Origin of the sequence: Stutzerimonas stutzeri (genome assembly GCF_013522825.1) — a bacterium.
In the GTDB taxonomy this organism is placed as follows: domain Bacteria; phylum Pseudomonadota; class Gammaproteobacteria; order Pseudomonadales; family Pseudomonadaceae; genus Stutzerimonas; species Stutzerimonas stutzeri_AK.
Window position 1 is genome coordinate 57771 of the sequence record NZ_JAAMQZ010000025.1, and the last position, 18241, is coordinate 76011.

The window sequence follows — 18241 nt, forward strand, 5'->3', positions numbered from 1 at the left end:
CGATGCTAATCTACGGCCTGTTCAAGGCTGCCCGCGCAAGGCGGGTGGCCATCGGGTCATTGACGAGATGAAGGAAGTACTCCCATGAAAATGCTGAAATTGACCGCATTCGCCGCCTCCCTTGCACTGCTGGCCGGCTGTACGAACAATCCCTATACGGGCGAGCGCGAAGCGGGCAAGGCTGGCATCTACGGTGGTGTAGGTGCAGTCAGCGGTGCCGTGATCGGTGCCGCCACGTCGAGCAAGAAGGACCGCGCCAAGGGCGCGCTGATCGGTGCGGCAGTCGGTGGCGCAGCCGGTGGTGGCTACGGTTATTACGTCGATACCCAGGAGGCAAAGCTGCGCCAGACCCTGCAGGGCACCGGCGTTCAGGTTCAGCGCGAGGGCGACAACCTGACCCTGATCATGCCCGGCAACATCACCTTCGCCAGCAGCTCGGCGGATATCTCCAGCAGCTTCTATCCGACGCTGAATTCGCTGGTGCTGGTATTCAAGGAGTTCAACAAGAACGGCATCGATATCGTGGGGCATACCGACAGCACCGGCTCGCTGCAGCTCAACCAGGACCTGTCGAACCGCCGTGCGCGCAGTGTCGCCGCCTACCTTGAAGGCAACGGTGTTGCGCCTTCGCGTATCTCCTCCTGGGGGGCGGGTCCGAGCCAGCCGGTCGCCAGCAACGACAGCGCTGCCGGACGTGCACAGAATCGTCGCGTCGAGATCAATCTGCGACCGCTCTGAGGCTGTGATAGCAGGCGTGGCCCACAATGGGCTCGCCTGCGCCGATAAACTGGCGTCATTTTTCCAGCTTTTCCTTTCGGGCATGGAACCTATCGACTCCCCGTGACTCTGAAGCTCGTGACAGCGAGCCATGGCACTGAGGAGGTCGAATGGATAGTCGGTCCGCTCTCCATTCTCGCAAGCCTTGGTTGCCGTTGTTGGTGACGTCCGCGCTGATGGCCGGGCTGGGCGGATGGATCGGCTGGCAATGGCATGTTCAGGAAGCGCGCATACATGCCGAGCAGGCACAGCGATTCAACCTGGCTGTCAATGATATCGAGAGCACCTTGCGCGAGCGCATGCGGGCCTATGAGATGGTGCTGCGTGGGCTGGCAGGCCTTTTCGTGGGCAGCGAGGAGGTGTCTCTGGCCGACTGGAACCGTGCCTCGGACCAGTTGCAGTTGCAGGATTTCTATCCCGGTATCCAGGCGGTCGCACTCGCACGCTATGCGCGTGCTACCGAATTGGACGGCGTTCTCGCGCGGATAATCGCCAATGGTCGTAGCGATTTTCGCATGTACCCGCCCGGCGAGCGCGACGAATACCTGATCACCGATTACATACACCCGCTCGACTGGCGCAATCGCCGCGTGCTGGGCTATGACATGCTCAGCGAAGAGACGCGGCGGGAGGCTATCCTGGCCGCGCGCAATATCGGCACGCCCATGATGACCGGGCCTCTGCGTCTCAAACAGGAAACCGAGCAGAACACCCAGGTGGGAATCCTCCTGTACCTGCCGCTGTACCGGGCGGGAGCGCCCGTCACCACGCTCGATGAGCGCCAAAGCGCCTTTGCCGGTACCTTGCACGGCGCCTTCAGGCTTACGGACCTGATGGAAGGCGTGCTGGGCTCGCGCAGCCGCTTGTTCCAGCTCCAGCTGTTCGATGCCGCGGAGCCGGAGGTGCCCTTGCTGGTGGGACGCGCACCGGTCAGTGCCGATGCGGGCTTTCATCGCACCCGCAACCTCTATATGTACGGTCGCAGCTGGCAGCTGGAGGCCGCCAGTACGCCGGAGTACGAGGCGATCCTGAGTCGCACGGGGCGGGCTTTCAGTCTGGCGACCGCCTTGACGGCTGCGGTGCTGTTCTCGCTGCTGGTCGGTGGTTATCTCTTTCTGCGCGAGCGCGCGCTGCGCAGCAGTCAGGCGCTCGGTGCGCAACTGCAGGAGCGCGAGGCGCGGTTTCGCCAGCTTATCGAGCAGTTGCCGGTGGCAACCCTGCTGTGCAATTCCCGGGGGCGCATCGAGCTGGCCAACCAGAGTGCCGCGACGCTGCTGGGCAGTACAGTGGGCCTGCTTGCCGGCGAGCGGCTCAACCGTTACGTGCCTGGCGCGCTGGAAGAACCGTCACGCGAGCAGCGGCTCGAAGGCAGTCAGCAGGAAAGTCCGGCGTTGCGCGAAGATGGCAGCACGATTCCGGTTTCCCTGAGCCTGACCAGCTTCAGCCGTGACGATGGCATTCACCATCTGCTCAATCTGGTCGATCTGCAGCCACGCAAGCGTGATGAGGAGCGCTTCCGCAATGTGGTCGAAGCCTCGCCGAATGCCTTTCTGCTGTTCGATCACGAGGGCAGGATCGTCATGGTCAATCGCCAGACCGAACTGCTGTTCGGTTACGACCGGCAGGAACTGGTCGGGCAGCCCGTCGAGGTGCTGATCCCCGAGTCGATGCAGAAAACCTATCTGGAGGTGCGTCACCGCTTCATGCAGGAGCCCGAATCGCTCCGATTGGGTGACAACCGTGAACTGTTCGGCTGTCACCGCGACGGCCATTTGGTGCCTGTGGAAGTGGGCCTGTCGCCTCTGCGCAGTGGTGAAGAGTTGCTGGTGCAGGCCGTGGTGACTGATATCAGCCGGCGCAAGGCGGCTGAGCGGCGTTTGCGTGATCAGGCCGATGAGTTGATGGTGGCCAACCGTTACAAGTCCGAATTCCTCGCCAACATGTCCCATGAGTTGCGTACGCCGCTCAATAGCATCCTGATCCTCAGCGACCAGCTCAGGCAGAACGCGGCCAACAACCTTACGGAAAAGCAGGTTCGTCATGCCGACATCATTCATCGCGCCGGGCAGGATCTGCTGCAACTGATCAATGATGTGCTCGATCTGGCCAGGATCGAGAGCGGGCACATGCAGATCAGGCAGGAACCGCTGGATCTGGCCGGGCTGCTGACGGAGCTGACCAGCGCGCTTGCGCCCATGGCGGAGCAGAAGAACCTGCTCCTGAGTACGCGCATCGATGCGGATGTGCCGGCTTCGGTGATCAGTGACCGTCAGCGCCTGCAGCAGATCCTGCGCAATCTGGTCACCAATGCCCTGAAGTTCACCGAGCAGGGTTCGGTTGAGATTCACGTCAGCTACAGGGCCGCGGATACCAGGGGCGAAGTGTTGCGTATTCAGGTCCGGGATACCGGTATCGGCATCGCCGAGGATCAGCATGAACGCATCTTCATGGCCTTTCAGCAGATCGATGGTTCCATCAGTCGGCAATATGGCGGAACGGGGCTGGGGTTGGCCATCGCACGCCAGTTGACCGAAGTGCTTGGGGGGGAAATCAGGCTTGAAAGCACCCAGGGCAACGGCGCCTGTTTCACCGTCGATTTACCGGCAGGGCCGGCGGCTGCGAGCGAACCCCGGACACTGCCGACATCGTCCGGTCGCGGACGGGGTGCCAATGTGCTGATCATCGAGGATGATGTCGAGCTTGCCTCTACAATCTCCGAAGTCGGGTTGGCCCACGGCTTTTCCAGCGTCAGTTGCGCGACGGGAAAGGACGGCCTGGCGGCGCTCGAACGGGATCGGTTCGCGGCAGTCATCCTCGACATGCTGCTGCCAGACATGAGTGGTTGGCAGGTCCACCGCATGCTGCGTGCCGATGGCCGCCATCAGGGCATGCCGGTTTACATCATTTCCTCCGTGGCGCAGCCGCTGGAGTGGATGGATGACGACTCACGCTGGCTACTCAAGCCGGTGGTGCAGTCGGAGCTGGAGCGGCTGTTCATCGAACTGGCGCTGCAGGAGGTCAATCCAGCGCGGCTGTTGCTGCTCGAGACCGATACTGAACGGCGCCGGCAACTGCGCAATCATTTCGAGAGCCTGGGCTATCGCGTGATCGAGTGCCGGCGCAGCGAAGAGGCACGGCTGGCCTATGCCGAACATTCCTTCGTTGTACTGGTCATTGATTTCGACCTGCCCAATGAAAATGGGCTGGATCTGCTTGAGGCGCTCGACCGCTTGCGCTCACTCGATGAGGTGCGCGTGGTGCTGACCAGCGATGAACCTCTCTCGCAAAAAAACCTCCAACGACTCCGGCGCTATACATCGGTTGCGTTGTCAAAAACGGAAGGACTTGAGCACATGGATGATGCATTGAAACCTGTTGCAGCCCCCTCTGCGGTGGTAACGATAAACGAACAGGAACACCCGATGCTGGGCCAGCGGGTATTGCTGGTGGTGCCCGAGGTACGATCCATCTACGCCATCAGTGCCCTGCTCGATGAGCAGGGTCTGCAGGTGGTGCCAGCCACGACGGCAACCGAGGCGCTCAAACGTTTCGATGAAGATGCCTTCGACCTGGCGCTGGTGGACCTGCAATTGCCGAATGATGATGGTGTCGCGCTGATTCGACAGCTGAGAAACGACTATGGTTGTCAGGTGCCTATTGTCGCGCTGACGGCCAGTGCCGCGCCCGCCGAGCGCGAGTCGGGTCTTGCCGCGGGCGCGGACGACTGGCTGTGCAAGCCGGTCGAAGGTGCTGCGCTGGCCATGCTGCTGCGGCGCTGCCTGGGAAGCGCCGCAGCCTTGCCAGGCTCACAATAAGGAGAGTCGTCCAATGCATCCCTCAAGTCTGTCCGGTGTGGTTGCCCATGTTGCTGAAGCTGGAAGCAGGCGCATGCCGTGCCGGGAGTACAAGTGATGCCGTGGGCGCAAGCCAAGGTGCAATCAGAGGCCCGCACGCTGCTGGTAGTGGATGATCGCGAGGCGAATCTGGTTGCGATGGAAGCCCTGCTGGGCGATGGCGACTGGACCGTCCATACAGTCAATTCCGGCGAGGCGGCCCTGCAGGCCCTGCTCGATCTGGATGTCGAGCTGGTGCTGCTGGACGTGCAGATGCCGGGCATGGACGGTTTCGAGGTGGCGCGCCTGATGCGCGGTAACCCGCATACGCGCTATACGCCGATCATTTTCGTTTCGGCCATCGCGCATACCCGGGAGTCGGTCCTGCGTGGTTATGCGACCGGTGCGGTGGATTTCATCCTCAAGCCCTTCGATCCCCAGGTGCTCAAGCACAAGATCAACACGCTGCTCAGTCACGAGCACAATCGGCGTAATCTGCAGTTGCTGAGCCAGCAGCTCGACAGCGCCCGCGCGTTCAATGCCTCGGTGCTGAACAATGCCGCCGAAGGCATTCTCGTGGTCGGCGAGGATGGTTACATCAGTTTCGCCAACCCGGCTATCGCGCAGATGCTGCATACGGAGGTCGAGCGCTTGCAGGGCACTGCGCTGGCGGACCACCTTGCCACCCCGCAGATACCCGATGCCTGGCGCGACAGCGATTTCTACAAGCATTGGCGCAACGGTGAAACCTATCGTCTGCATGAAGCCCAACTGTATACCGCCCGTGGCGGCACCTTGCCGGTGGCGCTGTCGGCGTCGCCACTGCCGCGCCAGCAGCGCTCGATGGTAGTGATCGCCTTGGACATGTCGGTGGTGCGCAATCTGCATGTGCAGCTGGAAACCCAGGCGGTGACCGACTCACTGACCGGCCTGCTCAACCGCCGCGGTTTCCACCAGGCACTGGATTCGGCGTTGGCGCGGGTCGACCGCAACGGCAAACGCATGGCCATCCTCTATATCGATCTCGATGGCTTCAAGCGTATCAATGATTCCCTGGGGCACGACGCAGGCGACGAGATTCTCTGCCGTGTGGCGCGGCTGCTGGAAACCTGCATGCGTCCCTACGACATCATCGCGCGCATGGGTGGTGACGAGTTCACGGCGTTGCTGGATTCGCTCGATCATCCGGAAGATGCCGCCAGGGTGGCAGAAAAGCTCATCGAGCTCATTTCGGTTCGGCACACCATCGATGGCACTGAAGTCACCTTGGGCGCCAGCATCGGCATTGCTCATTTTCCCGATTGCGGGCAGAGCGTGGAGGAGTTGCTGCGCTCGGCGGATATGGCCATGTACGAGGCCAAGCGTGCCGGGCGGCAGCAGTACCGTTTCTTCTCCACAGAGATGAACGGGCGTGCCCATGCGCGTCTGATGATGGAGGAAAACCTGCGCAGCACCATCGAGCGCAATGGTTTCGATCTGGTCTATCAGCCACAGGTAGTGCTCGAAACGGGTGAGCTGCGTGGTTTCGAGGCTTTGCTGCGCTGGGATTTCGCCGGGCGCGGGGAAGTCGATCCGAATGTTTTCATCCCGCTGCTGGAAGAAACCCGGCTGATCGATCGTGTCGGTCAATGGGCGCTGCGCGAAGGTATGGCCCATTGCCGTGACTGGCGAGAGCGGTTCGGTCAGAAGCTGGTGCTCAGTTTCAATGTCAGCCCGGTGCAGTTCGGACGCGCCGGATTGCTCGATGAGCTGCGTCGCCTGCTGGATGAGTATCAGCTCGATCCACGCCAGCTGGAGCTGGAAGTCACCGAGGGCGCACTGATGCAGGACCTTGATCAGAGTTGCGACAAGCTGCGCAAATTGCGGGACCTGGGGGTGCGAGTGGCTGTGGACGATTTCGGCACGGGCTATTCGTCGCTGGCCTATCTGCGTCATTTCGAGCTGGATACGCTGAAGATCGACCGACTGTTCATCGCCAACATGCTCGATTCGCCGCGCGACGCAGCAGTGGTCAGCACCATCATCGACCTGGGGCGTAACCTGGAACTTGAAGTGATCGCCGAAGGCGTCGAAACCCTGGCACAGCGCGACTGGCTGGTTGCGCATGGCTGCCAGGTCATGCAGGGCTTCCTGGTGGCGCCAGGGTTGGCGATCGAGGATGCACAGGCCTTTCCGAGAACAGTCGACTGGTTGCGGCTGGACGCAGAGCCGGGCGGCTAGCTCGGCGGAAACTGCTGATGCAGCCTGTCGAGCTGCGCATCCTTCTCGCTCCAGAGCTGATTGACCCACAGCTGAAAGCTCAAGCGATACGCTTCGTCCTGATCGTAACTGTGGCGCAGGAATTCAACCGGTATGGGGCGCGAGTCGATGCACAGGACCACTTGGTCGACTCGTCCGCACAGCAGATCCCAGAAGCTGGGGTTGCCGTTCGGGTAATGGATGGTGATGTCGATCAGTGCACTCAATTGCTCACCCATCGCATCGATGACGAAGGCTATGCCACCGGCCCTGGGCTTGAGCAGATAGCGGTAGGGTGAAGCCTGTTCGGCGTGCTTGCCCGGCGTGAAGCGCGTGCCTTCCAGGAAGTTGAACACCGACACCGGGTTGCTCCGGTAGCGTTCGCAGGCCTTGCGCGTCGTGGCCAGGTCTTCGCCGCGCTTCTCCGGGTATTTGGCCAGGTACTCTTTGCTGAAACGCTTCATGAAGGGAAACTCCAGCGCCCACCAGCACAGGCCGATCACCGGCACCCAGATCAGCTCCTGCTTGAGGAAGAACTTGAGAATCGGCATGCGCCGGTTGAGCTGGTACTGGAGTATCAGGATGTCGGCCCAGCTCTGATGATTGCTGGTGACCAGGTAGGAATGACGCATATCGACCTTTTCCAGGCCCTGCACGTGCCATTGCGTGAGCCGTACCAGGTTCATCCAGAAGGCGTTTACCGCCATCCAGGATTCAGCGATCCAGTGCATGCCGAAACGCAGTGCGCGCTGGATGCCGGGAATCGGCAGCACCAGCTTGAGCAGCGAAAGTGCGAACAGCGGCCAGCACCAGAACAGTGTGTTAAGCGCCAGCAGTAGGCCGGCCAGAACGCCTCGCAGCGGGGCAGGAAGAAAACTCAGCATCGATTGGCTCGCCAGTGCTTCAATTTCGGCAAGAGTAATGATTGGCGGGTGAACTGCAAGCGGGGAATCAGGCGGTGGGCGCCACGCGCTCCCGGTCACGGCGGGCCGGGAGCGCGTTATGGCGAGGTGATCAGGCGTTCTGGTTGGCGGCCTGCAGTGCGGTGAGGGCGATGGTGAAGACGATGTCATCGACCAGGGCGCCACGGGAGAGGTCGTTGACCGGCTTGGCCAGTCCTTGCAGCATCGGCCCGACGCTGAGGCAATTGGCGTTGCGCTGCACGGCCTTGTAGGTGGTGTTGCCGGTGTTCAGGTCGGGGAAGATGAACACGGTGGCCTGGCCGGCAACCTTGCTGTTCGGGGCCTTTTGCTGGCCGACGCTGAGCACGGAGGCTGCGTCGTATTGCAGGGGACCGTCGATGGGCAGGTCGGGCGCGCGTTCCTGGGCGATGCGGGTGGCTTCGGTGACCTTCTCCACCTCGGCGCCAGCGCCGGAGCTGCCGGTAGAGTAGCTGATCATCGCCACGCGCGGGTTGACGCCCAGGGCAACGGCGGACTCGGCACTCTGCAGGGCAATTTCTGCCAGCTCGGAGGCACTCGGGTTCGGGTTCACCGCGCAGTCACCGTAGACCAGTACCTGATCGGGCAGCAGCATGAAGAACACCGAGGACACCAGACTGTAACCCGGTGCGGTCTTGATCAGCTGCAGTGCCGGGCGGATGGTGTTGGCGGTGGTGTGCACGGCGCCGGAAACCAGGCCGTCCACTTCATCCAGGGCGAGCATCATGGTGCCGAGGACCACGGTGTCCTTGAGCTGCTCACGGGCGTCGTTCGGGGTCAGGCCCTTGGCCTTGCGCATCTCGCACATGGGCTCGACATAGCGCTCGGTGATCACCTCCGGATCGAGAATTTCCAGGCCGCCCGGCAGGGTAATGCCTTGTTCGCGGGCCACGGCCTGCACTTCTTCCGGCTTGGCCAGCAGCACGCAGCGGGCGATGCCACGCTCCTGGCAGATGGCGGCGGCGCGGATGGTGCGCGGCTCGTTGCCTTCCGGCAGGACGATGCGCTTGTTGGCATCCTGGGCGCGCTTGACCAGCTGGTAGCGGAACGCCGGTGGTGACAGGCGCAGTTCGCTGCGCGGTACGCTGAGGCGAGGGTGGAGCAGCTCGGGTTGCAGGTGCGAGGCGATGAAGTCGGTGACCTGGGTGGCGCGCTCGATATCGTCGGCGGGCGTTTCGCGGTTCAGGCCGTTCAGGTTGGATGCGGTCTCGTAGGAGCCGGTCTGTACGGTCAACACCGGCAGTCCAATGTCCAGCGCGGCCTTGCACAGGTCGAGAATGCGCTGGTCCGGGCCGAGGTCGCCAGTCAGCAGCAGGCCGGCCAGCTTGACGCCATTGAGCGAAGCCAGGCAGGTGGCAAGAATGACGTCGTCGCGGTCGCCGGGTGTCACCACCAGTACGCCGGGTTGCAGCAGGTGCGCCATGTTCGGGACGGTGCGGGCGGCCAGGATGATTTGCTGCACGCGGCGCTGATCAGCCTCGCCAGCGCTCAGCACGCGGGCACCGAGGGCAGCGGCGATGTCGCAGGTACGCAGGGCGTTGAGCTCCGCATTGAACGGTACGGCGCCGAGCAGCTGGAAAATCTCGCTGCCGAGCAGTGGCAGCTGGGCCTTGATGCGCTCGACGAACGCGGGCACGCCGTCTTCGCTGTTGACCTTGTTGAGGATGGTGCCGAGTACCTTGGGGTCCTTGGCGCCACCGAACATCTGTGCCTGAATCTCGATGCGTTCGGCCAGTTGCTTGAGGTCGTCACCGCCCTGGGCGGCGACCAGGATCACTTCAGCATCCAGGCTTTTGGCCAGTTGGGTGTTGATGCGTGCGGTGTAATCCGAATCGCGGGTCGGCACCATGCCTTCGACGATCACTACGTCCTTGCCGGCGGCGACTTGCTGGTAACGGCTGACCACGTCTTCGAGCAGCAGGTCGAGTTCGCCATTGGCCAGTTGGCGCTCCAGTTGCGCCAGCGGCAGAGGGGCGGGCGAGGTGATGTTCAGTGTGCTTTCGACCAGCAGGCAGGAACGCTCGCGGTCCTGGTCGCCGGGGAAGGGCTGGGCAATCGGCTTGAAGAAGCCGACTTTCAGTCCTGCGCGCTCAAGGGCGCGAATCAGGCCAAGGCTGATGGAGTTGAGGCCGCCGCCGAAACCGCAGGGGGCGAGAAATAGCGTATGCATGGGAGTCTCCTGTCAAACAGAGGGTTCGGGCGATGGCCAGGGTGAACAGAACAAAACCCGACGTCCTTGATGAGCGTCGGGTTTGCGTCACGCGTGCCTACACGGTTCTTCAGGCGTCGAGCAGTCAGACGTCGAGCAGTTCGAGTGACTCCAGGGCGATCTGGCGCTCCTCGTTGGTCGGTACTACCAGCACGCGCGGGCTGCCTTCAGCCTGGATTTCGCCGCCGACACCACGGGTGCAGCGCTCGTTGGCGGCCTTGTCGAGCTTGAAGTTGAACAGTTTGAGGTGTTCCAGGGTGCGTTCGCGCACAGCGACCGAGTTTTCGCCAATGCCACCGGTGAAGATCAGGCCGTCGAGCTTCGGCAGGGCGCAGGCCATGGCCGCCAGGGACTTGGCCAGGCGGTAGCAGAACACTTCAAAAGCCAGGTTGGCGCCCGGGTGACCGGCAACGCGCGCTTCGTAAAGGGTACGCATGTCGTTGGAAAGACCGGACAGGCCCTTGAGGCCGCTGTCGTGGTTGAGGGCGCGGTCGATCTGCTCCAGGCTCCAGCCCAGGGTACGGTTCAGGTAGCTGTGCAGGTTCGGGTCGACATCACCGCTGCGTGTACCCATGACCAGACCTTCCAGCGGCGTCATGCCCATGCTGGTGTCGCGGCTTTCGCCATTGACGATGGCGCAGGTGGAACAGCCGTTGCCCAGGTGCGCGGTCAGCCAGCAGCTGTCTTCGACCGGCAGGTGGGTCATTTCGGCGGCGCGCTTGCTGACGTAGTTGTGGCTGGTGCCGTGGAAACCGTAGCGACGTACGCTGTGTTCCTTGTAGAGGAACTCGGGTACGGCATAACGGTAGGCGTGTTCGGGCATGGTCTGGTGGAAGGCCGTGTCGAAAACGGCGATCTGCGGCAGTTCAGGGAACAGGTCGAGGGTGGCGTTGATGCCGACGAGGTTGGCCGGATTGTGCAGCGGGGCCAATTGTGCGTTGTCGCGGATGGCCTGCAGGACTTCCTCGTTGATCAGGCAGGAACCGGTGAAGTGCTCGCCGCCATGCACTACACGGTGGCCGATGGCGTCGAGCCTGCCGCCCGCGGCATCCTGCGCCATCGGCAGAACATGCTGCAGTGCCGCGTGATGATCGGCACCGGCAATTTGCAGACTCTGCTTGTTGTCACCCAGTTGCCAGTGAAGCACCGCTTCGGGGCTGCCGAGTCGCTCGGCCAGGCCTTGCAGAGGGAATGTGGCTTGCTCTTCGTTGACCAGCGCAAACTTCATCGACGAGCTGCCACAGTTGATCACAAGGATGTTACGAGCCGACATCGGTGCTCCTTTTTTTATGCTTAGTAATTGTTGGAATAGGGGGTCGCCTATCATTTCACCCCTGATTCTTGCACAGCTGGTGTGGAAATGGATGCTCTCCAAAGGTTGTATGTAGCACCGTCCGAGGCAGGACTACATCGCTTCATTCGAAGCTTTGGACTGGTCCGTTTATCAGGGGCTGATTCGCAATCGTCAGCGCCCGCGGTTAAACTTTCGACCCACATTCCCCAGCAAAAGGTTTCGCCTCATGCAGATTGCCGCTAACAAGGCTGTGTCAATCGACTACACCCTCACCAATGACGCCGGTGAGGTGATCGACAGCTCGGCCGGCGGCGCGCCGCTGGTCTACCTGCACGGTGCAGGCAACATCATTGCCGGTCTGGAAAAAGCCCTCGAAGGCAAACAGGGTGGTGATGAGGTCAAGGTCGCCATCGAGCCGCAGGATGCCTACGGCGAATACAGCCCGGAGCTGGTTGCCACCCTCAACCGCGCCATGTTCGAAGGTGTCGATGAATTGGAAGTCGGCATGCAGTTCCATGCATCCGGCCCGGACGGCGGCATGCAGATCGTCACCATTCGCGATGTGGAAGGCGATGACGTGATCGTCGATGGCAACCACCCGCTCGCCGGTCAGCGCCTCAATTTCGAGGTCAAGATCGTTAGCGTGCGTGATGCCAGCGAAGAAGAAGTCGCCCACGGTCACATCCACGGCGAAGGTGGCCATCAACACTGATCCGCACCCAGCGAGGTGAGCGGTCGGAGTTCTGCTGAAGTTCGACCGGACCCTGAAAGCGCTTCGGTTTTGTCGGAGCGCTTTTGTATCTTCTGGAGAAGAGAAAAAATGAGCGCGTTCCACGAACTGGTTCTGCCTGGCCTCGATGGTCAAGAGCTGCCTCTTGCCCCGCTGAAAGAGCAGTTGACTCTGGTGGTCAATGTAGCCTCCGAGTGCGGACTGACTCCGCAATATGCGGGATTGCAGGAGCTGCATGAGCGCTATCAGGAGCGTGGTTTCGGCGTGCTTGGCATTCCCTGCAATCAGTTTGGCGCGCAGGAGCCGGGCAGTGATGCTGCGATTCTGCAGTTCTGCTCCGAGACCTATGGCATCAGCTTTCCCCTGAGCGGCAAGCTTGAGGTCAACGGGCCGCAACGTCATCCGTTGTATCGCCTGCTGGCAGGCGAGGGTGCGGATTTTCCGGGTGATATCAGCTGGAATTTCGAGAAATTTCTCGTCGGCAAGGACGGTCGTGTACTGGCCCGCTTTTCGCCACGTACCACGCCAGAAGATCCGCAGCTGATCCAGGCCATTGAAGGCGCGCTCGCGGGTTAAGTGCGCGTCCCGGCGCTTACCCCGGGGTGCCGGGATAGCCGGACCGCTTGAGCAGCTTTGCCAGATGCACGGCGTTGCGCGTGAGCATCGCCGTGGCGTTGGCAGTCTTCTCGCTGGGCTCGGCATCCTTGTAGTCCGTTGAACCCATCGCCTGACCTACCCAGTAGGTGCAGCCATTGGCGGGGATGCTGAAGCCTACGTCGTTCAGGCCTTGATACAGCTCGGCGACCACGTGATGGGCGCCATCCTCGTTGCCCACGACGGCGACACAGGCGACTCGACCATAGGAAACCATCCGCTGCTGGTCGTCCGTTTCGCTGAGGAACGCATCGAGGCGCTCCAGCACGCGCTGGCAGATACTGGATGGATGGCCCAGCCAGATGGGAGTACCCAGTACAAGAATGTCTGCGGCCAGTATCTTCTGACGAATCATGGGCCAGTCGTCGCCGGGGCCTTCGTCGGATGTCACGCCCGGTTTGATATCGAAGTCCACCGCTCGCAACTGTTCACAGACTACGCCGAACGCCTTCAGCTCGTGCAGGACCTGGGATAGCAGTAGATCGCAGGAGGATTCTTCCGGGGATGCCTTGAGTGTGCAGTTGATGGCCAGGGCAGAAAGCGTCATTGCGAGTCTCCTGAGCTTGGGGTGTCCTGATCTAGACACCTGCCCCGCCAGCAGTTCATGGGCGTACGACAGGCTGGCCCTTGCCACCTTCGCGCACCCAGAACAGCGTCGCGCCGGCCACGGCTGCCGGCATGATCAGCAGATTGAGCACCGGCACCAGCAGAGCGGCATAGGTTGCCGCGCCGAAGCTCAGGCTTTTCCAGCGCCGCCCACGCAGCCAAGTCATCATCTCGCTCCAGCTCATCTTGTTATTGTCCGCCGGGTAGTCGATGTACTGCACCGCCATCATCCATATGCCGAACAGCAGCCACAGTGGCGCGGCAGCCAGATTGGCGAGCGGGATGAAGGACAGGACCAGCAGCGCCAGCGCCCGTGGTGCGAAGTAAGCCAGTTTGCGCGCCTCGCGACCGATGGTGCGTGGCAGCATGGCCAGCAGCTCGGACCAACTGAAGGGCGGCGAGCTGTCCTCACCGCGTGCGACCATTTCGACTTTCTCGGCGAGAAAACCGTTGAATGGCGCGGCAATGATGTTGGCCAGCAGGGTGAAGGTGAAGAACACCATTAGCACGACCAGAGCCACGAACAGCGGCCAGAGAATGTATTCGAGAAACATCAGCCACTCGGGCAGGCTGGGCATGAAGGCATCCACCCAGTTGCCGAACTGGCGCACGGCCAGGTAGATGAGGCCGATGAACACGAGCAGATTCACTGTCAGCGGCAGGATCACGAACAGTCGCAGTCCTGGGCTGAGGATCAGTTTCAGGCCCTCGCGCAGGTACTGCGGGCCGGACAGGGCAGCGATGGGCATTGTGAAGCTCCGAATGTGAAGAGGCGGGAAGCGTAAAAATCATCACTCATAGTTTTTGGCTATGGTATCCATGCCGATTGCTCAATGGCCTTTATTGGCAGTTAGTCGGCAGACTGGTGCGAAGATTTCCCAGGGCCGTCCACTTCCAAGCCTTCCCCCAAAGTGCTGGATGGCCCTTTTTTATTCTGCCTTGTGCGTCAGCGGTTGCTGTTCGAAGCGCACGCCTGACAGGCCGGTTTGCATCAGCGCACGAATATTGCGGTGATCCGTTCCGTCAGGGTTGGCCAGCACTGTCCGGTAATGCTCGCCAAACGCCAGCAGTGCTTCCTCGGTAGTGAAGCCTTCCAGCACAGCCAGGCCCAGAACTCTGCACGAGCCTTCATTTTCGCCAGCAGCATTTTCCAGGTTGCCGTTGGAGAAGCGGCATGGCCGGTAATCGTAGGTGTCGGCGATGAAAGCCAGTGTGTCACTGAAGGCGTGAACGGGCCTGCCCAGACTGGCGCGAAATTCGCGAAGATCGCTCATGGTTTCTGGCCTTTATCGAATGCGGCCTGTTGCTCGGGTGTCGCTTCCTTCTGGTAGCGCTGTTTCCATTCGGCGTAGGGCATTCCGTATATCTCTTCACGCGCCTGATCCATGCTGACGTCGATGTCCAGATCGTCTGCGGCGGCCTTGTACCATTTCGACAGGCAGTTGCGGCAGAAACCGGCCAGGTTCATCAATTCTATATTCTGCGCATCCGGGCGACTGCGCAGGTGCTGGACCAGGCGGCGGAAGGCAGCGGCTTCGAGTTCGGTGCGTTCTTGTTCAGTCATGTCTTGGGTCTCGGTGTTGCGGATGGGGACGGAATCATGAGTCGCGGGCAACCATCGCTCAGTCGCGGTGCGCCGCCAGGGTGATCGATACCGATTCGGCGAAGCGCAGGGCGTGCGGCTTGTCGACTTCGACTTCGGCGTAGCGCACCTGCTGATGCTGCATGATCAGGTCGAGAATTTCCTGGGTGAGCCGTTCGAGCAGGGCGAAGCGATTGTCTTCGACGTGCTGGATGACAGCCTTGGTGATGGTGCGGTAGTTCAGGGCATGTTCGATGTCGTTGTCGCGCACGGCATTGGCCGCCGGGTAGAGCATCGTCAGGTTGATCAGTACATCCTGTTTGTTGAGGATTTCCTCTTCCTTGATACCGATGAAGGTGCGCAGTCTCAGGTCCTTGACGCGAATGCGCGCCATCGAAGGTTCCAGTCGGGCCATGGTTGTCCTTTGAGATCAGATCAGGTGGCGTCCACCGTTGACGCTTAGTGTCGTGCCGGTGACGTAGGGGTTGTCCAAGAGATAGCGCAGGCTCTGGTAGATCACTTCAGCGCCGGGTTCAATGCCCAGCGTGGATTTGGCCAATGCCTTGCGTCGATACTTCTCGTCATCGTCGGGGTTGAACTGTATCAGCGCCGGCGCTATTGCGTTGACCTTTATAGCAGGCGCCAGGCTGCTCGCGAAGGACAGGGTGAGGTTGTCCAGCCCGGCTTTGCTGGCGGCGTAGGCGATGTGCTTTTTGCTGCCGCGGCGTGTGACATCGTCACCGATGTGGATGATGTCCGCCGGGCCGCCCTGTTGTAGCAGCTCGGCGCAGTGCAGGTTGATCAGGTAAGGCGCAAGCATGTGTACTTCAAACATCCGCTGAAACACTTCGGCTTCTCGTCCCGGTGTTTCGGCGTGCCACTCGGAAGCGTTGTGGATGATGGCGCGTAACGAGGAGGTTTGTTGCTTCAGTGTGGCGATAAAGGCATGGATGTGGTCGGTGCCGGAAAAATCCGCCTGTAGCGTCACGGCACCGCGTTCCTGTAGTCGCTCCAGGCTTGGGCGATGAGTGCGATAACTGACGATTACCGGTTGACCTTCATCGAGCAGACGTTCGGCGCAATGCAGGCCTATACGCTGGCTGGCTCCAGTAATCAGGATTGGAGGCTTGGTCTGGGGCATGTTCACGACTGGGCTGATGGCTAAGGCGCGCTCGCAACGCGGCGCGAATGCTGGTCAGCTTACACCAGCCTGCACTGTCGTTTTTTAGTCGGAGCTTTCAACTGGGAGTTCCTGCTGTAGCTCGGGATGCAGGCGCTGGTGCTGTTCATATAAATAGGAGCGAATGCGCTCGGCATCCTTGTTCTCATATTCGACCTCGTAGACAGTCATCCCGTCTGCGGCGTTGCGGACCTGATGAGCGTCGATCTTGAGCGGGTCTTCGCCTGGTAGCGCCAGGTGCAAGTGAAGATGCTTGGGTGCTTTCTTTTTCGAGCCGGTATCGACCAGCAGGCCGTGGGGCGATAGCTCATGTACGCTCAGTGCAGTTTCGTTGCCGTCATCAGAGAGTAGCGCAAGGGGCTCCTCCAGCTGCAGACGCCAGGCTCTCAGTACGGGGCCGCGCTCGTAGATGGTTGGTGGCGCCAGCTGTAACTGGATGCCGTGAAGCTCGTCTTCATCCAGTCGTAGCGGGAAGGTCATGCTGTATTCATCCAGTTCCGCTTCCAGCGTCAGGCTGGCTTTCGCTGCCAGTTGCAGCAACAAGCCATTGGCGTGCTCGCCGCCGTCGATACGGAAACCTGATTGGGTGTCTTCCGATTCGGCACGAGAATTACTGATAAGCCTATTGATGTAGGCTAGTTCCGTGCGGGTAAGGGTGGTCTTTTCCGCCATTTTTCAGTCCTTTTCAAGGCGGTAGGTTGAGGCTGCTTATCCTGGCCAGATGACTCGAATGACAGGAACCATGAGCAGGATGCAAGTGCGACATCCTCTGCATAGGTTGGTTCCGCAGTTGTCGTGCTTGTTGTAAGGCGCGACCTCGGGTGTAGGCAGGCTGCTCGGGGACGAGTGGCCGAATGGGGCATAATGTTCAGCTTCAATTTGCGATGGAGTCGATTATGAAAGTGGCCATTCTTTCCGGTACGGTCTACGGCACGGCTGAAGAAGTCGCCAGGCATGCCGCCAGCCGCCTGCAGGCTGAGGGCTTCGAGGCTTGGCATGACCCGCGCGCGCAGCTGTCGCAGATTATTGAATTCGCCCCGCAAGCATTGTTGGTGGTGATGGCGACTACGGGTATGGGTGAGCTACCGGACAATTTCATGCCGCTGTATTCGGCGATTCGCGATGTATTCCCTGCCTGGCAAGGCTTGCCTGGCGGCGTCATCGCCTTGGGTGATGCCAGCTACGGCGCTACTTTCTGCGGTGGTGGTGAGTTGATTCGCGAGCTCTATGCTGAGCTCGGAGTGCGAGAAGTGGTGGAAATGCTGCGTCTTGATGCGAGTGAAACGGTGACCCCTGAAAACGACGCCGAGCCCTGGCTAGAGAGCTTCGTAGCGGCGCTGCGTGGCTGAGGGTTTCCTTTATATGTAGTGCTCGGGTCGGTTGGAGGCTTCAGGGGGTGCGGCGTTGCTGCGCTTGGCGAAGGCCTGCAGCTGCGGATAGAAATCGTGGAAATCCTGCTGGAGGGGTGCGTACAGACGCTCCAGCTCAATGGCCCCTCCGGCAAGGCCTTCCGGGCGGGACAGTCGGCGACTCATGGCAGCCACAACCTGCTCCATCACCGAGAAGTTTCGGTAGCTGCCCAGCCAGTCCTGGGCTGCCATGCGCGGCGCTATCAACGCGAGCTTGCCGGGCAGCCTGGTTTCTTCTTCGTGCAGCGCCTGATAGACGCGAGCAGTGAAGTGCTGCAATGGTTCGTCAGCATATTCATGCCAGTGCGTTGCCAGGCAGTGGTCGAAGAACAGGTCGATCAGTATCCCTGCATAGCGCCGCCGCTCTTTGGGAAAGCGCTGCTTCGCCTGGAGCACCAGTGGATGGCTATCGGTATAGGCGTCGATCTGGCGATGTAGCCGAATGCCGGCTTCAATGCCGGCGGGCCAGCGGCCATCCAGCGGGCCTTTGACGAAGTCCCCGTAAAGGCTGCCGAGCATGTCGGCGGGCTGAGGACCGCCCAGATGAAGATGCGCGAGGTAGTTCATATGCCGAGCTTAGCGCAATGCACAATGTGCGACAGTGATGAAGCGCGTCTGAATGTCTTGATATGGCAAGGCTTCAGCTGCATTTCGCTGCTGGCGGAATAAATCTTCAAAAACTCGTTGACGGCTCGTTCTGTGGGCCTATAATGCGCACCTTCTCCGGCGCAGGCCCTTGGTAAAACCTCTTGTAAATCAAGAGGTTAGCTAAAAATAAGGGCTTGCAC

The 18241-nt window shown here is 60.9% G+C and carries 17 protein-coding genes; 6 read left to right on the forward strand and 11 right to left on the reverse strand.

Annotated elements, in window-relative coordinates; translation table 11 throughout:
* Window positions 1–84 precede the first annotated feature (84 nt).
* The 3 genes from G7020_RS15765 (at window position 85) to G7020_RS15775 (ending at window position 6830) form a co-directional block, all read left to right on the forward strand.
* A complete protein-coding gene (locus G7020_RS15765; RefSeq protein WP_181086149.1) occupies window positions 85–738 on the forward strand; it encodes an OmpA family protein in 654 nt (217 codons plus the stop codon).
* A gap of 149 nt (window positions 739–887) precedes the next feature.
* Window positions 888–4592 carry a CHASE domain-containing protein gene (locus tag G7020_RS15770; protein WP_181086151.1) on the forward strand — a complete coding sequence of 1235 codons (3705 nt, stop codon included), beginning with the start codon at window positions 888–890 and terminating at the stop codon, window positions 4590–4592.
* A gap of 96 nt (window positions 4593–4688) precedes the next feature.
* A complete protein-coding gene (locus tag G7020_RS15775) occupies window positions 4689–6830 on the forward strand; it encodes a putative bifunctional diguanylate cyclase/phosphodiesterase (protein WP_181086153.1) in 2142 nt (713 codons plus the stop codon).
* Here G7020_RS15775 and G7020_RS15780 read toward each other — a convergent pair.
* The 3 genes from G7020_RS15780 to G7020_RS15790 all read right to left on the reverse strand — a co-directional run bounded on the left by G7020_RS15780 (window position 6827) and on the right by G7020_RS15790 (window position 11271).
* Complete coding sequence (locus tag G7020_RS15780; RefSeq protein ID WP_181086155.1) at window positions 6827–7732, reverse strand: acyltransferase; 906 nt, start codon at window positions 7730–7732, stop codon at window positions 6827–6829. The two genes, G7020_RS15775 and G7020_RS15780, sit on opposite strands and share 4 nt — an antisense overlap.
* Before the next feature lie 130 nt (window positions 7733–7862).
* Window positions 7863–9959 (reverse strand): phosphate acetyltransferase, encoded by a 2097-nt coding sequence (gene pta / locus G7020_RS15785; protein WP_181086157.1) that lies wholly within the window; start codon window positions 9957–9959, stop codon window positions 7863–7865.
* A gap of 124 nt (window positions 9960–10083) precedes the next feature.
* Window positions 10084–11271: an acetate kinase gene (locus G7020_RS15790; protein ID WP_181086159.1), complete on the reverse strand. Its 1188-nt coding sequence runs from the start codon at window positions 11269–11271 to the stop codon at window positions 10084–10086.
* Window positions 11272–11518: 247 nt separating this feature from the next.
* Between G7020_RS15790 and G7020_RS15795 the strand changes: the two genes are divergently transcribed.
* Together G7020_RS15795 and G7020_RS15800 are read left to right on the forward strand one after the other, a co-directional pair.
* Window positions 11519–12004 carry an FKBP-type peptidyl-prolyl cis-trans isomerase gene (locus tag G7020_RS15795; protein WP_181086161.1) on the forward strand — a complete coding sequence of 162 codons (486 nt, stop codon included), beginning with the start codon at window positions 11519–11521 and terminating at the stop codon, window positions 12002–12004.
* A 108-nt stretch (window positions 12005–12112) separates the two neighbouring features.
* A complete protein-coding gene (locus tag G7020_RS15800; RefSeq protein WP_181086163.1) occupies window positions 12113–12598 on the forward strand; it encodes a glutathione peroxidase in 486 nt (161 codons plus the stop codon).
* Between the two features lie 16 nt (window positions 12599–12614).
* On the opposite strand, the gene G7020_RS15805 is transcribed toward G7020_RS15800, so the two are convergent.
* The 7 genes from G7020_RS15805 to G7020_RS15835 all read right to left on the reverse strand — a co-directional run bounded on the left by G7020_RS15805 (window position 12615) and on the right by G7020_RS15835 (window position 16716).
* Entirely contained in the window at window positions 12615–13223 is a 609-nt protein-coding gene (locus G7020_RS15805) for a flavodoxin family protein (RefSeq protein ID WP_181086165.1), read from the reverse strand.
* A 55-nt stretch (window positions 13224–13278) separates the two neighbouring features.
* Window positions 13279–14031, reverse strand: coding sequence for a sulfate transporter CysZ (gene cysZ / locus G7020_RS15810; RefSeq protein WP_181086167.1), 753 nt, complete (start codon window positions 14029–14031; stop codon window positions 13279–13281).
* A gap of 180 nt (window positions 14032–14211) precedes the next feature.
* The gene (locus tag G7020_RS15815) at window positions 14212–14556 is read right to left on the reverse strand and encodes a HopJ type III effector protein (protein ID WP_181086169.1); all 345 of its coding nucleotides are present in this window, start codon (window positions 14554–14556) and stop codon (window positions 14212–14214) included.
* Window positions 14553–14846, reverse strand: coding sequence for a DUF1244 domain-containing protein (locus tag G7020_RS15820; protein ID WP_181086171.1), 294 nt, complete (start codon window positions 14844–14846; stop codon window positions 14553–14555). Before G7020_RS15820 ends, G7020_RS15815 begins: the two co-directional genes overlap by 4 nt.
* A 58-nt stretch (window positions 14847–14904) precedes the next feature.
* A complete protein-coding gene (folX, locus tag G7020_RS15825; protein ID WP_181086173.1) occupies window positions 14905–15279 on the reverse strand; it encodes a dihydroneopterin triphosphate 2'-epimerase in 375 nt (124 codons plus the stop codon).
* 15 nt (window positions 15280–15294) lie between these two features.
* Window positions 15295–16005, reverse strand: coding sequence for a dihydromonapterin reductase (folM, locus tag G7020_RS15830; protein ID WP_181086174.1), 711 nt, complete (start codon window positions 16003–16005; stop codon window positions 15295–15297).
* An 84-nt stretch (window positions 16006–16089) separates the two neighbouring features.
* On the reverse strand, window positions 16090–16716 hold the full coding sequence (locus G7020_RS15835) for a PilZ domain-containing protein (protein ID WP_181086176.1): 627 nt from the start codon (window positions 16714–16716) through the stop codon (window positions 16090–16092).
* Window positions 16717–16940: 224 nt separating this feature from the next.
* On the opposite strand from G7020_RS15835, the gene G7020_RS15840 reads away from it, so the two are divergent.
* Window positions 16941–17393 (forward strand): flavodoxin, encoded by a 453-nt coding sequence (locus G7020_RS15840; protein WP_181086184.1) that lies wholly within the window; start codon window positions 16941–16943, stop codon window positions 17391–17393.
* 9 nt (window positions 17394–17402) lie between these two features.
* Here G7020_RS15840 and G7020_RS15845 read toward each other — a convergent pair whose 3' ends face one another.
* Window positions 17403–18020 (reverse strand): ACP phosphodiesterase, encoded by a 618-nt coding sequence (locus tag G7020_RS15845; protein WP_181086178.1) that lies wholly within the window; start codon window positions 18018–18020, stop codon window positions 17403–17405.
* Between the last annotated feature and the right edge of the window lie 221 nt (window positions 18021–18241).